The 13020-nt window shown below is 42.7% G+C and carries 13 protein-coding genes; all 13 read left to right on the plus strand.

The window, feature by feature from the left end:
- Window positions 1-121: 121 nt before the first annotated feature.
- The 13 genes from MKY95_RS13085 to MKY95_RS13145 all read left to right on the plus strand — a co-directional run bounded on the left by MKY95_RS13085 (window position 122) and on the right by MKY95_RS13145 (window position 12998).
- Complete coding sequence (locus MKY95_RS13085; RefSeq protein WP_076318588.1) at window positions 122-655, plus strand: GNAT family N-acetyltransferase; 534 nt, start codon at window positions 122-124, stop codon at window positions 653-655.
- The gene (locus tag MKY95_RS13090) at window positions 652-1287 is read left to right on the plus strand and encodes a hypothetical protein (RefSeq protein ID WP_076318589.1); all 636 of its coding nucleotides are present in this window, start codon (window positions 652-654) and stop codon (window positions 1285-1287) included. The genes MKY95_RS13085 and MKY95_RS13090 overlap by 4 nt, the downstream gene beginning before the upstream one ends.
- Before the next feature lie 51 nt (window positions 1288-1338).
- Window positions 1339-2367, plus strand: a complete 1029-nt coding sequence (locus tag MKY95_RS13095; protein ID WP_076318590.1) for an alpha/beta hydrolase — start codon at window positions 1339-1341, stop codon at window positions 2365-2367.
- Between the two features lie 26 nt (window positions 2368-2393).
- A complete protein-coding gene (locus MKY95_RS13100) occupies window positions 2394-2810 on the plus strand; it encodes a hypothetical protein (RefSeq protein WP_083669779.1) in 417 nt (138 codons plus the stop codon).
- A gap of 207 nt (window positions 2811-3017) precedes the next feature.
- Window positions 3018-4205: a glycoside hydrolase family 5 protein gene (locus MKY95_RS13105; RefSeq protein ID WP_076318591.1), complete on the plus strand. Its 1188-nt coding sequence runs from the start codon at window positions 3018-3020 to the stop codon at window positions 4203-4205.
- A gap of 204 nt (window positions 4206-4409) precedes the next feature.
- Entirely contained in the window at window positions 4410-4949 is a 540-nt protein-coding gene (locus MKY95_RS13110; RefSeq protein WP_076318592.1) for a GNAT family protein, read from the plus strand.
- Between the two features lie 166 nt (window positions 4950-5115).
- On the plus strand, window positions 5116-5391 hold the full coding sequence (locus tag MKY95_RS13115; RefSeq protein ID WP_076249712.1) for a hypothetical protein: 276 nt from the start codon (window positions 5116-5118) through the stop codon (window positions 5389-5391).
- An 11-nt stretch (window positions 5392-5402) separates the two neighbouring features.
- A complete protein-coding gene (locus tag MKY95_RS13120) occupies window positions 5403-6203 on the plus strand; it encodes a phosphotransferase (protein ID WP_076249711.1) in 801 nt (266 codons plus the stop codon).
- Window positions 6204-6440: 237 nt separating this feature from the next.
- Window positions 6441-7322 carry an AraC family transcriptional regulator gene (locus tag MKY95_RS13125; RefSeq protein ID WP_036609061.1) on the plus strand — a complete coding sequence of 294 codons (882 nt, stop codon included), beginning with the start codon at window positions 6441-6443 and terminating at the stop codon, window positions 7320-7322.
- Window positions 7323-7344: 22 nt separating this feature from the next.
- Window positions 7345-8616, plus strand: a complete 1272-nt coding sequence (locus MKY95_RS13130; RefSeq protein WP_076318593.1) for a sugar ABC transporter substrate-binding protein — start codon at window positions 7345-7347, stop codon at window positions 8614-8616.
- A gap of 91 nt (window positions 8617-8707) precedes the next feature.
- Complete coding sequence (locus tag MKY95_RS13135) at window positions 8708-9613, plus strand: sugar ABC transporter permease (RefSeq protein ID WP_074094691.1); 906 nt, start codon at window positions 8708-8710, stop codon at window positions 9611-9613.
- Window positions 9613-10437, plus strand: coding sequence for a carbohydrate ABC transporter permease (locus tag MKY95_RS13140; protein WP_036609056.1), 825 nt, complete (start codon window positions 9613-9615; stop codon window positions 10435-10437). Before MKY95_RS13135 ends, MKY95_RS13140 begins: the two co-directional genes overlap by 1 nt.
- 53 nt (window positions 10438-10490) lie before the next feature.
- Window positions 10491-12998: a hypothetical protein gene (locus tag MKY95_RS13145; protein ID WP_339199099.1), complete on the plus strand. Its 2508-nt coding sequence runs from the start codon at window positions 10491-10493 to the stop codon at window positions 12996-12998.
- Window positions 12999-13020: the final 22 nt, after the last annotated feature.

A 13020-nucleotide genomic window follows, 5' to 3' on the forward strand; every position in this document is an offset into this window, starting at 1 on the left:
ATTGAAGAGAACAAGGAATACACTATTTTGTACGATAAAAGGGTCTTTGATAAATATAGACTTCGATCAATAAAGCCATAGGATCTTAGAAATAACATGGGGAAGGAGAGATGCAACAATCATGATAACGTATAGAACATTGACCCTTGATGATGTGAATCAGCTGCAGGAAATAGATCGTTCGGAACATATTGATCTCATTTATGAAATGAGAGAGAACCGATTGGTTGAACTTGAACAAAATCATGAATGCTCAAACTGGGATGAGATGCTTTTGAAAGAGATTCAAAATCGATATGTCTATGAATTAGAACAAGGTGGCATGGCATATGGCGCGTTTGCTGACGATCAATTAATCGGATTTGGTGTGCTGGCACATCAATATAGAGGAAAAGAACGAAATCAAATACAAGTTGACTTGATGTATGTCTCACGCGGGTACAGAAGACAAGGCGTTGGAAAACGTATTCTAAACGAGTTAGGTGAAGAGGCTAAGAAACGTGGTGCACAGTATCTGTATATCTCCTCCACAGAGACGAAATCAGCGGTATCCTTTTATAGAAGTCAGGGCAGTCAGATTGCAAGTGAGATTGATCAAGAACTCTATGACAAAGAGCCGAAAGATATACACATGATAAAGGAGCTGGGCACATGACAACGGTTGGGATACTCGGCACCATTCATAATCCTGAACTCAGGGAGCGATATCATTGTTCCCTTTCTCTTTACAAGAATGTGATAACTGAGTTTAAACCAGATCTCATTTGTGGTGAAGTTCATCCGCAGAGTTGGTTGAGGTATCTGAAGGACAAACATGATAGAGGATACTGGGGAGAACCAGCCAGTGAGTATTGGGAATTGGTCTTCCCTTTATGCGAGGAGCTGAACATCACATTTGTCCCTATAGATTGGTTTGAATTAGATGTGTGGAATGCTTTTGATCCATTCAACTGTTATTCGGGCGTGGAACGCCAAGAACTTGAACAACGGGATGATCATTGGTTTGCAGAGCAAATGGAGACGTATCAGTTTGGCGAGATTCCTTTTAATTCAAAGGAGTTCGATCGTGTAACCAGACAAAAATATGAATGGTTGCATCAGGTAAACGCGAAGGCACAGAACTTTCACTGGGTGGTCCGTAATCAGATTATGATTCAAAGAGTCAAAAATACAATTGAAGCTCATCCAGGAAAACGAATCCTCTGTATCGTAGGAGCCGATCACAATTACATCTTCCAAGAAGAGCTGATGATAGAACCCGTTGAATTGTTGTATCCGTTACGATAAAGGAACCGTTGGTAGAATTACAAATGAAACTTATTATTTAAGGAGCATTACATGCGCAAAAAAATACGTAAAACACTCAAGTACAGCATATTCAGTATTATTTTAATGGTTATAGTAGCTCTGATATTTCCCACATGGACACCCAAAATTAAAGGTGAAAACAGCATCAGCATGTTAGAACAGGTCGAAATTAACGGTACAGGACATGAAGTCATGATCAGGGGTGTTGATCGGACTAACCCTATCCTGATTTTTGTGCATGGTGGGCCAGGATGCTCGGAGATTCCATACGTAAGGAAGTATCAGAAAGAGCTTGAGCAACACTTCACGGTGGTGCATTACGATCAACGTGGGAGTGGGAAGTCCTATCACTTTTTTGAAGATTACTCGAATCTCACAACAGATGTATTAGTAGATGATTTGTTAGCGTTAAGGGATTATGTATCTAAGGAGTTAGGTCAAGAGAAGGTTATATTAATCGGTCATTCATTTGGTACATACATCGGGATGAAAGCTGCGGCTAAAGCACCTACTCAGTTTCACGCTTATATAGGCATTGGACAGATGGCTAATACACTTCAGAGCGAACTGGAAAGTTTGGAGTACACGTACGAGCAAGCGAAACAAGCCGGTAATGAAGATGATGTTAAAAAACTGGAGCTAATCCGCAGCTCGATCGAGCATGGAAAGGAACTTACGCCTAGAATTTTGTTGCAAAAGTACGGTGGTGCAGCCAGACTCATCAACGAGAATAGAGATTATATTTCAGGATTCCTTTTAAATCCCGAATATAATGGGCTGGATATGATTCGCTTTTATACAGGGATGTTCAGTTCACAAGACATCTTACTGAAGGAAGCATTTGATCAAAATTTACCCGAAATTGTTGATCATCTGGAGATTCCCACCTATTTTGTAACGGGTAAATATGATTATATGACCACTGCGAATGCAGCACGTGATTATTTTGACGTATTGGATGCACCGATCAAAGACTTCATTGTATTCAACGAGTCGGCGCATTACCCACAGTTTGAAGAGAAAGAAAAATTCGTAAAGTGGTTAAATGAGCTATTTTAATATGCATGGAGAGGAGCAAGATCATATTGTTAAATGAATTCATTGAGCTTGAAGAAGAGAGTGATGAGAGTTACCGGTGTTACACTCTGCAAAATACTGTGCAAATATTTAAACATTGCATACAGGATGAGGATTTAAATGACGTTCGAATATATGTGTCCACTAATACACCGTTAGATTCAATTGTTCATAAAATAGAAGATTACATTAAGTGGTTTTCAACTTGTGAGACTGTCTTTCGAGATTATTATGAGAATGAACTTCAGGAAAAAGTACATCAGAATTGGTTTAATGAGATTGAAGTCTATCGTGTGGATATCACATTTAACAGTGTAACCGACTACGGCGCAACAATATCTTGCGGAGATCATATTTTGCGCGATCACATTATGATTATTGATTTTGATAGAGAACAAATTCAAGCAATCCACTTAAATGGATAGATGGATTATTTTGTAGTAAATAGTCACAAAAAACAATAAAGATATCGCTTTATTTTCCAAAAATGTGTTATTATGTTGGTGTCAGGCGGAAAATTCATTTGTTTGATCGATAGGGAGAGGAGGCAAGTATTCTCGAATCATTCAATCTGTAAGGATAGATTAACTGCACTGCTTGTTAAAAATAATAGAATAAGCGGAGGTATGGTTATGTTCAAAAAATGGAAGAAATTTGGCATCAGCAGCTTGGCACTGGTATTAGTGGCTGCGGTAGCCTTTACGGGATGGAGCGCTAAAGTATCAGCAGCGGACGCTTCGCAAATAGTGTCTGAGATGGGTGCAGGATGGAATCTCGGCAATCAGCTGGAAGCATCGGTGAACGGTACACCGAATGAGACAGCTTGGGGCAATCCTACGGTAACTCCAGAGTTAATCAAAAAGGTAAAAGCGGCAGGCTTCAAATCCATTCGTATTCCCGTTTCCTATTTGAGTAACATTGGAAGCGCTCCCAATTATACAATTAATGCGGCATGGCTGAATCGAATTCAGCAAGTCGTGGATTATGCGTACAATGAAGGTCTGTATGTGATCATCAATATTCATGGTGATGGGTTTAATTCCGTACAGGGTGGATGGCTACTCGTGAATGGTGGCAATCAGACTGCCATTAAGGAAAAATATAAGAAGGTGTGGCAGCAGATTGCCACCAAGTTTAGCAACTACAATGACCGTCTTATTTTCGAATCGATGAACGAAGTATTCGATGGCAACTATGGCAATCCAAACTCGGCGTATTACGCCAATCTGAACGCATACAATCAAATCTTCGTGGATACGGTTCGTCAGACTGGAGGTAACAACAATGCCAGATGGTTGCTGATTCCAGGCTGGAATACCAATATTGACTACACTGTTGGTAATTATGGCTTTGCTCTTCCGACAGATAATTACAGATCCTCGGCTATTCCTAGTTCGCAGAAGAGAATCATGATCTCGGCACATTATTACTCTCCGTGGGATTTTGCAGGTGAGGAAAACGGTAATATCACACAGTGGGGTGCAACTTCTACGAATCCTGCCAAGAAGTCTACTTGGGGACAAGAGGATTATCTTGAATCGCAGTTCAAGTCCATGTACGACAAATTTGTGACTCAGGGCTATCCCGTAGTGATTGGTGAGTTCGGTTCCATTGATAAAACGTCCTATGATTCCAGCAACAATGTATATCGTGCTGCATACGCCAAAGCAGTTACCGCAAAAGCTAAAAAATACAAAATGGTTCCTGTTTATTGGGATAACGGGCATAACGGTCAACATGGATTCGCATTGTTTAACCGTTCAAACAAAACCGTGACGCAGCAAAATATCATTAATGCCATCATGCAAGGTATGCAATAAATTACTGTCTGGCTGTATCCGTGTAAACGGCGTGTTCCTGTAAAAGGGACATGCCGTTTTTTTGTGCTACCGGAGATGAAGATGAACAACATTTACCAATGCATTTTACATAAGCCACATACAGAATTCATTAAATCCCACAATAGCTTTTATATACTTAATTTGCTTGATATAGCGAACTAAAAGGACTAGGTGGTAGACAGAATGTTAAAAAAACGTGATTTGCAGGAATGCCTTTCACTGTACAGCTTAATGATGGACCCCGCAGTTTCTCCTTACGTTCGTTATCAATGCCAATCGTATGAAGAATATCTATTCCTGACCAAACAATTGATGGTCGAAGAAGAGCAAAAGACAGTGATTTCCCGAACGATTTTGAATGAAACAGGGCAGCCTATTGGAACCATTGATCTATATCATATCGAGCATCAAACCGGTTTTTTAGCCACATGGATTGGTTCACCGTTTTTTGGAAACGGGTATAGCCAAAGAGCCAAATCAGCCTTTTTTGTTGAATTGTTTCTGGAACATGGGATTGAAACGGTATTTATGAAGATACGCAAGCAGAATATAAGATCCAGAAAAGCGGTACATAAACTACCTTATGTGAAGTTAGCCAATGATGTGTATCCAAATGTATATCAACGGATTAATATGAATGAACAGATGTATGATCTGTATTATGTTGAACGGTCAGCCTTTTTCGAAAATAGTATGGATCTGCACCAAGTGGTAGCTACGTAACTTATTCAGAGAGCGTCAACAGCGGCGTCAGTGATGACGCCGCTATTTGATATGATGATATAGGAACGGACCGTTAATATAACATGCAGGAATATGGACTAGAGAATCGAAAGACATTAAGTAGATAACCTCATAAAAAGTGGACGGTTAATCAAGGAGGCATGAAATGAATAATATCAACAAGATTTTGGGTGTAGTCCTCATGCTTGGCAGTGTGTTTATTTCAACGATGGACAGAATTTCAATACGAGTCTCTGTCGCTATAGTAGAAGCAGGATATGCGTCAGGAGGGACGAACGTACCCCAGTTTGCTCAGATGAACGAGCATCCAACAGGTTTACTCGTATACTTCATGTTTTTTGTTGGATTCATACTATTGGTGGCGGGATTCCCGGGGAGTTATAAGAAAAATCGTAATCATGGGTATAACAAGGAAGTTTAGCTTGAGGAGGGATGAAAGTGGCCCAACAGGAGGAAGTGTTATCAGGAGGTAATGTGAATCAGGTCGTCAGAATAGGTGAGACGGTTCGCCGGCATGTGAAACCAAATCCATATGTGGTTGAACTGCTTTTACATCTCGAAAAAGTTGGTTATGATCATGCCCCTCGATTTCTGGGAATAGATGAACAGGGGAGAGAAACGCTCTCTTACCTCGAAGGCATCGTTCCAGGCAATGACTACCCTGATCTAGAAGAGTATATGTGGTCAGACGAATCTTTGATTGAAGTCGCAAAACTGTTGAGAAGTTACCATGATGCGACCATTGGATTTACAACAACATCAGTATCAACGAACAGATATCCAGGCATAACAGAAGATGAAGTTGTATGTCATAACGATTTTGCGCCGTATAATGTGGTGTACAAGGATGGCCGTCCTCAAGGCATTATTGATTTTGATATGGCGGGCCCGGGTCCGCGAATGTGGGATATCGCCTATGTCTTGTATACGTCCGTTCCACTCGCAAATTTCTCACCAGAGATGGACGGAAAGGGTGTAATGCCATACGTCAGCCAGGCACACGGAACTGTTCGAAAAGAACGGATTGCCTTATTCATGGCTACGTACGGGCTGAGTGTTCCAGCAGATTTGAAGGATTGGGTCATATCACGTATCCGTTTCATGTGTAAAACACTGACTGATCGTGCGGCTGATGGAGATGTCGCTTTTATGAAGATGGTCGAAGAGGGGCATCTGGCCCACTATGAGAAAGAAGTCATTTTTCTTGAAAACCATTGGGATGAATGGGTTTGAAAGGTAATGCTAATGGACCGCGTGATAGCCTACGGGCTGGACAGCGGTTTTTTTTGTTTTCATCTTTCAAATCCCTATAAATTCCTTTCTAATCATTTTCAACAATTGTGATCAACAATACAGCAATATAGTTCAGATTAGATCGAAATAACTGTGATACAATTCATTGTAAAGCGCTATCATTGTAAATTATTAAACTATATTGCTTTTTATATTCTGGGAAGGGAGATCTTACTGATGCTAACCATACACACCCCGACGAATATTGCTTTGCAGGAAAATGAAGTTTATGTGCGATCAGAAGCAGATAATTTTCAGGATGAATGGCCTGTTCATACGCATAATGGGTATGAGATACATTATTTTATTCAAGGAGATGCAACCTTTTTAATCGGTGACCGAATATATAAGCCGCTGCCTGGAGATATGTTTATATTCAGAGGCGGTGTGCCCCACCGAATCAATCCTTCAAGAGAAATGGTGTACAAGCGAAGTTTTGTCAATTTCACGGAATTATTGCTTTTGGACATGCTTGCTGTCAGTCAGTTGGAGAATCTGATGTCCATATTCCGTCATCCCAATGGGTTATTGGTGCATTGGCCTCCGGAGGAGCGTGAGTATATCACAGCTATATTTAAGGGAATCAAGGAGGAGATGGGGGCAGGAAATACAGGGTACAAAACAATGGTCAAATTAAGTCTTACCCAATTGCTACTGCGGATTTACCGGAAAACAACCAGTGAGCAATCCGCCAATCCTATCTTATGTTCTTCCCAGAAGCAAACAAGCGTAAGCCGGGTTCTTCATTATTTAAACCAGAACTACACGGAGAATGTTTCATTGGATGAACTGTCCAAAACACTCCATTTGAATAAATACTACATTTGTCATTCTTTCAAAGAGACGACGGGATATACCATAAGCAACTATGTTATACGGAAAAGAGTTGCAGAGGCCAAAAAATTGTTGCTGTCTACGGATGCACCGATTTTGTCCATATCTGAGACGCTAGGTTTTAACACACCTGTATATTTTAGCAGGGCCTTTAAACAATATGTGGGTGTATCACCACAGTTATTCCGTAAAAGTGAATTGCTCAACGAAGCCAAAATTCATTAGAACCTTCCAAGGAGATGTTGATATGACAAGAAGAACAACGTTTAAGCTCATCACTAGCATGGTATTGGTCATGTTACTCATCGTATTGACTGCTTGCGGAAATTCAGGTACCAATGCTAATTCAAAACAAACAACCCTGGATTTCCTGTGGTTCTCTGACGGAAAAGAAGGAGAAGTCATCAAGGAAATCATTAAAGATTATGAGCAGACCAATACCAAGGTTAAAATCAACCTGATTGAAGTTGGCTTCAAGGATATCCAAACCAAATTAAAAACAATGTTATCCGGTGGAAAGCCACCTGCCCTGAGCCGGGTCACGGATACCGGATCATTTGCTAATCAGGCGGTTGATCTGACACCTTACGTGGACAATGCGGACCAATTCGAGGATCAATTTATTGACTCACTTAAACCTTATTATGTTATTAATGACAAGCTGGTAGCGGCGCCTATGGATGTTACAGCGAATGGGCTTATTTATAACAAAACCTTATTTGATAAAGCGGGCGTCAAAGTACCGACCTCTCCTGACCAGGTATGGACGTGGGATGAATACACAGCTGCGTTAAAAGAGGTTATGGACAAAGGCGGAGCACGTTATGGCATGGTATGGGATGTCACACCGCATAGATGGTCCACTCTTTTGTATCAGAATGGCGGAAGCATCTTAACAGAGGATGGCACTGCAGCAGCGATTAACAGTGAAGCCGGAATCCGTAGCATGGAGCAGTTCAAGCAGCTTCATCAAGAAGGGATCATGCCCGAATCCGTATGGCTCGGAGGGGAAAATCCGAACAACCTGTTCCGTTCCGGGACGGTGGCTACCCACTGGGCTGGCAACTGGATGATCAGCAATTACAAGGATATCACCGATTTTGAATGGGGAGTCACCTATATGCCAAAAGGAACACAACGTTCTTCAGTACCAGGCGGGAAGTTTCTGATGGCTTTCAAAGGCAGCGGATATGAGCAAGAAGCAGCAGAATTTATTGAATACTTAACGTCCAAAGAAGTGAATTCAAAATATAACCAGGAGTCATTGTTTATGAGTCCGCGGAAGGACAGCTCTGTATTGAATTATGAATTCGGCAAGGAAATGTTTGAAATTTTCGCAGATGAACTGAAGAACAGTTCGCCTCTTGCAGCTAATGACTGGTCCAGACAGACCATTATATCCAAAATTTCAACGGACCTGAAAAATAATATTGTTGAGGTTTTATCCGATAAGGCAACTCCGCAGGAGGCATTGGATCGAACAGCCAAACTGATTAACGAGGCTATTGGCAGTCAATAAACGTAAAGCGCTTTGGTTAATTCGTATACGGGGGCTTACCGATTCCTGTGAAGCCTCCCTTTCGAATAACGCATAAGGAAGGGGCAAGCAGATGAGTGAAGGACAACGATTAAACAAAAATACGCTGGCAAAACAGAACAGGAAGCTCGTTATTGCTCCTTATCTGTTTATACTACCCAACCTCCTGATCTTTGGAACTTTTATCGTATTTCCTTCTTTATTGGGCCTCTATTATTCCTTCCATGTCTATGATGGATTGAACCCAATGAAGTTCAACGGGCTGGATAATTATATCAAAATTATAGGGGATCGGGAATTTTGGTCGACCATCGGACGAACGGGGATTTATGCAGCGATTGTTGTTCCGCTAATATATGCAGCAGCGTTAGGCATTGCTTTGTTGCTTGCGCGCGAGATTAGAATGCGCGGGTTCTTCAGGGCCGTATTTTACTGGCCGACCATGATTTCTTACATTATTGTAGGATTGACCTGGAAGTGGATTTTCGGAGATTCATTTGGCATCTTGAATCATCTGTTAACCGTGGTTGGTGTGGAACCTGTTGGTTTTTTAACTTCTTCCTTTTGGGCAAATACGGCTGTAATCATCGCGACGGTATGGTCACGTGCAGGCTTTTTCATGGTCATTTTTATCGCGGGTTTGCAGGCTATACCTACGGATTATTATGAGGCTGCCCGCTTGGACGGGGCAACGGGAATAAAGGTGTTTCGATATATTACGCTCCCGTTGTTGAAGCCCACAAGTTTGCTTGTTGTTATGCTGACTCTGATTGACGCGTTCAAAGCATTCCCACTTATGTTTGCGCTTACAGGTGGTGGGCCGGGCAAAGATACCACCTATATTGTTCAATATATTTATGAGATTGGCTTTAACAGACAGGAACTCGGTCTGGCCAGTGCCATGTCGGTGATACTGTTTATCCTTATTGGTGGATTCTCGGCTCTGCAATTCCGTCTATCGAAAGGAGGGGCTACGTAATGGTAATGAAGCCTATGGTCAAAATCTTCATCTACAGTCTGTTAAGTGTTGCCGCAGTGGTGTGGCTCCTGCCTGTCCTGTGGGTCGTGATTTCTTCTCTAAAAACGAATAGCGATCTGTACAGCTTCCCTCCCAAGTTATGGCCGCAGCCAATCACCTTCGAGCATTTCAAGGAGGCATTCAGTAAAGGCGATTTTGGCTTGTATTTTATGAATAGTACGATCGTAACTGTAAGCTCAACGCTGCTACTGTTATTGATTAACTCCATGGCAGGTTTTGCATTGGCGAAATATCGCTTCCGCGGAAGCGCGATCATATTAATTGCTTTTGTCTCAACACTCATGATTCCGATTGAGGTAATTATGATCCCTATATTCAAAGTGCTGAGTGCACTGGGGTTGTATAATAGCCTACTCGCGATTATTATCCCGCCAGCAGCAACCCCAACAGGTGTGTTCCTTATGCGGCAGTATTTGTTGTCCGTACCGGACGAGCTGTTGGAAGCTGCCCGGATGGATGGAGCGGGCGAATGGAAAATTTACTGGAGCATTATTCTTCCGATAGCGAAGCCGATTCTTGCGGTGCTCGCAATCTTCTCCTTCATGTGGAGATGGGATGATTTTGTATGGCCGTTAATTGCGATTAGTGATCCATCGAAATATACGATTCAGCTTGCGCTCTCTAATTTTATTGGTGAATACAACGTGGATTGGGGAAGTTTGCTTGCGATGTCCGTCATCACGATGCTTCCGGTACTGATTGTTTTTATGGTTTTCCAGCGGTATTTTGTCAGCGGTATGATTACTTCAGGAATGAAAGGATGAGTTGAATGTCAGATACCACCCGGAGTGGGATGGATACCTTGAATTATAAACCTATGAAATTAGGTCACAATCAGGTCATTAATCATTGGATGATCAGCGGCATATATACGAAGCCTGTTGCCTTTGTTCCAACAACGATGGAGGGAGATATTAATGATTGGCTTATCGATGGTTTTGCCATTCATGAGAATCCATGCAGAAAGGAATTTGTAGAACATAGGAGAACGCAGCCTGTGAACCGATTTTTTGATCAATGGAGCGAGTTTCCTAGCCCGGGAGACGACTTCGTTGGAGAAGAGAACGGAATGCCTTGGGCACTGTATTCACCTTGGAATAATCCACGGGTGGAGCAATCAGGATTTTGGTTTGTACCGACACATCTGCGCAGTTACGCGGCAACAAGACTCATTTCTCCGACTGCTCATACCGCCGCTTTGCGGATTAAGACCTATGGCAGTCTGACGTTGTGGGTGAATGGGGAAATGGTAACGGATTTTGCGCCACTCAAGCGTAACAAGGAGCAGGAAATCGTTATTAAAGCTGAACTTGTAGCTGGAATCAATGAGATCTATGCCTGCTGGGAGGATCTTGCTGAGCGGGATACGATGTATGCTTTCGCGGTGGAATACCTGGGAGACGAAGAATTGGTGATTTCCCTGCCTATTGCTCCTCATTTGGCGGAGTCTGTAAAATCCGCAGAGCAAGCCCTCGAACAGGCTTATTTTCCTTCGGATCTCTTCAGAGGTGAGCAGATTAAGCTCAAGCTGCCGCTTCCCTTGCCGGACATCGTTAGAGAGGTTGATATTCAGTATGGCAATTTTTTTGACGGTACCGAAAATAAGACGATACACATCGCCGAAAAGGAAACGGACCTGGTCCTGGCACATACGAATCAACTCGGTCATCATTACGTATATTTCACGCTGGCTATTTCAGTTTCAAATGTTGTACTAACCAAGAAGTTTGGCTGCCAATCCTATGATACGAGCTATGATGAGGCTGCTCAGCAAGCTGCGGATATTGAAGCTCGCAAATCCCTGGCTCTGCGATGCATTGCAGAGAAGGGCAGTCCCAATATTCATAAGGCCATCGCCATGCTGAAAACAGGAGGGAATCTGCAAGAAGCGGAGAACATTTTGCTTGAGGGTGTGGAAGGGATTGAGCAACGGAAGGATTGCAGTGACTTCTATCTGGTGGGACTGTTCCGTCTTTGGAGAGATGAGCGAAATAGCGGTCTGTTCAGTGAATCGTTCTGGGATCGGGTAAAAGCAAGCATTCTGGGCTATCGGTATTGGATTGATGAACCTGGCGATGATGTGATGTGGTTCTTCAGTGAGAACCATGCCTTGTTGTTCCATACCAATGAACTGTTAGCGGGACAGCTGTTTGGAGATGAAATGTTCAGCAACAGTGGTGAATCCGGTGAAGTACACCGTCAAAAAGCAGAGCAGAGGCTTGCATTATGGTTTGAGCGCTTTTTGGATGAAGGATTGGCAGAATGGAATTCAAGTGCATACATTCCAATTGATGCGGTTGGGCTATTGCATATCTATGAATTTGCCCATAATGAACAGCTCAGAGAGCAAGCCAAAAAGGCAATGGACTTGTTATTCTATTATATTACCGTTCAGATGCATCAAGGAGTCTTGTCCACAACTTTTGGGCGCAGCTATGAGAAGGAACTGCTGGGTGGTTATGCAGCGGGAACCACTTCAATGTGCTGGATCGCTTATGGCGTTGGCAATGTAAACAATTATTCAATAAGCAATGTTGCCTTGAGTTTATCGGATTACAGTCCTCCAGCAGCATATCAGGAGCATCTGTTGCTTGGAGAGAATCAGCAGTTGGTGTTCGCCAATCAGCAGGGTAAGGGAGGTTACGCCAAGCTCTATCATTGTCGGACCAGGGAATACTCCTTATCCTCAATCATTCGCTTTCGTCCAGGCAAGCCAGGTTATCAGGAGCATGTCCAGCATTTATCTCTGTCACCTGAGGCGCTGATCTGGGTGAATCATCCGGCAGAAATATACAAGCATGGGGATGGTCGACCTTGCTTCTGGGCTGGGAATGGGATATTGCCCGATGTTGTTCAGCATGAGGGGATCGCTTTGATGATGTTTGATATTCCTGCGGATCACAATTCTGACTGGACACATGCTTATTTTCCTACTCACTCCTTCACGGAATGGGTAAGGCATGAGAACTGGCACTTTGCCCGTTTGGATAAGGGTTATGCAGCTATATATGCGGCCAACGGGACGAGTATGGAGAGCAGCGGGGTGACAAGAAAACGTGAGCTTATTTCACCTGGCTTGCGTAACGCCTGGATTATAAGAGCAGGAAGCGAACAGCAATTCGGGTCATTTGACGCTTTTATCAACCAAGTTCGTTCTGCAAGCCCGCAATTCGATAATCAAGCTTTAACTCTCACTCTAACAGACCCGGTATATGGTCCAATTCAATGGGGAATGAACAAGCCTTTTCTTATTAAAGAAGAGGAAATTATACACGAAGGTTATGGAGTGAAGGGACAACTGAAGTTACTGGACATGGAGCGCTGAATCGTGTGTAAGAAACCAAGGG

Source organism: Paenibacillus sp. FSL P4-0176, from assembly GCF_037975265.1.
Lineage (GTDB): Bacteria > Bacillota > Bacilli > Paenibacillales > Paenibacillaceae > Paenibacillus > Paenibacillus amylolyticus.

What these genes read in the sequence shown, in the direction of transcription:
- MKY95_RS13090 (WP_076318589.1), top strand. Translation starts at nt 652, where the DNA reads ATGACAACGGTTGGGATACTCGGCACCATTCATAATCCTGAACTCAGG.
- MKY95_RS13095 (WP_076318590.1), top strand. Translation starts at nt 1,339, where the DNA reads ATGCGCAAAAAAATACGTAAAACACTCAAGTACAGCATATTCAGTATT.
- MKY95_RS13105 (WP_076318591.1), top strand. Translation starts at nt 3,018, where the DNA reads ATGTTCAAAAAATGGAAGAAATTTGGCATCAGCAGCTTGGCACTGGTA.
- MKY95_RS13125 (WP_036609061.1), top strand. Translation starts at nt 6,441, where the DNA reads ATGCTAACCATACACACCCCGACGAATATTGCTTTGCAGGAAAATGAA.
- MKY95_RS13140 (WP_036609056.1), top strand. Translation starts at nt 9,613, where the DNA reads ATGGTAATGAAGCCTATGGTCAAAATCTTCATCTACAGTCTGTTAAGT.
- MKY95_RS13115 (WP_076249712.1), top strand. Translation starts at nt 5,116, where the DNA reads ATGAATAATATCAACAAGATTTTGGGTGTAGTCCTCATGCTTGGCAGT.
- MKY95_RS13130 (WP_076318593.1), top strand. Translation starts at nt 7,345, where the DNA reads ATGACAAGAAGAACAACGTTTAAGCTCATCACTAGCATGGTATTGGTC.
- MKY95_RS13110 (WP_076318592.1), top strand. Translation starts at nt 4,410, where the DNA reads ATGTTAAAAAAACGTGATTTGCAGGAATGCCTTTCACTGTACAGCTTA.
- MKY95_RS13085 (WP_076318588.1), top strand. Translation starts at nt 122, where the DNA reads ATGATAACGTATAGAACATTGACCCTTGATGATGTGAATCAGCTGCAG.
- MKY95_RS13135 (WP_074094691.1), top strand. Translation starts at nt 8,708, where the DNA reads ATGAGTGAAGGACAACGATTAAACAAAAATACGCTGGCAAAACAGAAC.
- MKY95_RS13120 (WP_076249711.1), top strand. Translation starts at nt 5,403, where the DNA reads ATGAAAGTGGCCCAACAGGAGGAAGTGTTATCAGGAGGTAATGTGAAT.
- MKY95_RS13145 (WP_339199099.1), top strand. Translation starts at nt 10,491, where the DNA reads ATGAAATTAGGTCACAATCAGGTCATTAATCATTGGATGATCAGCGGC.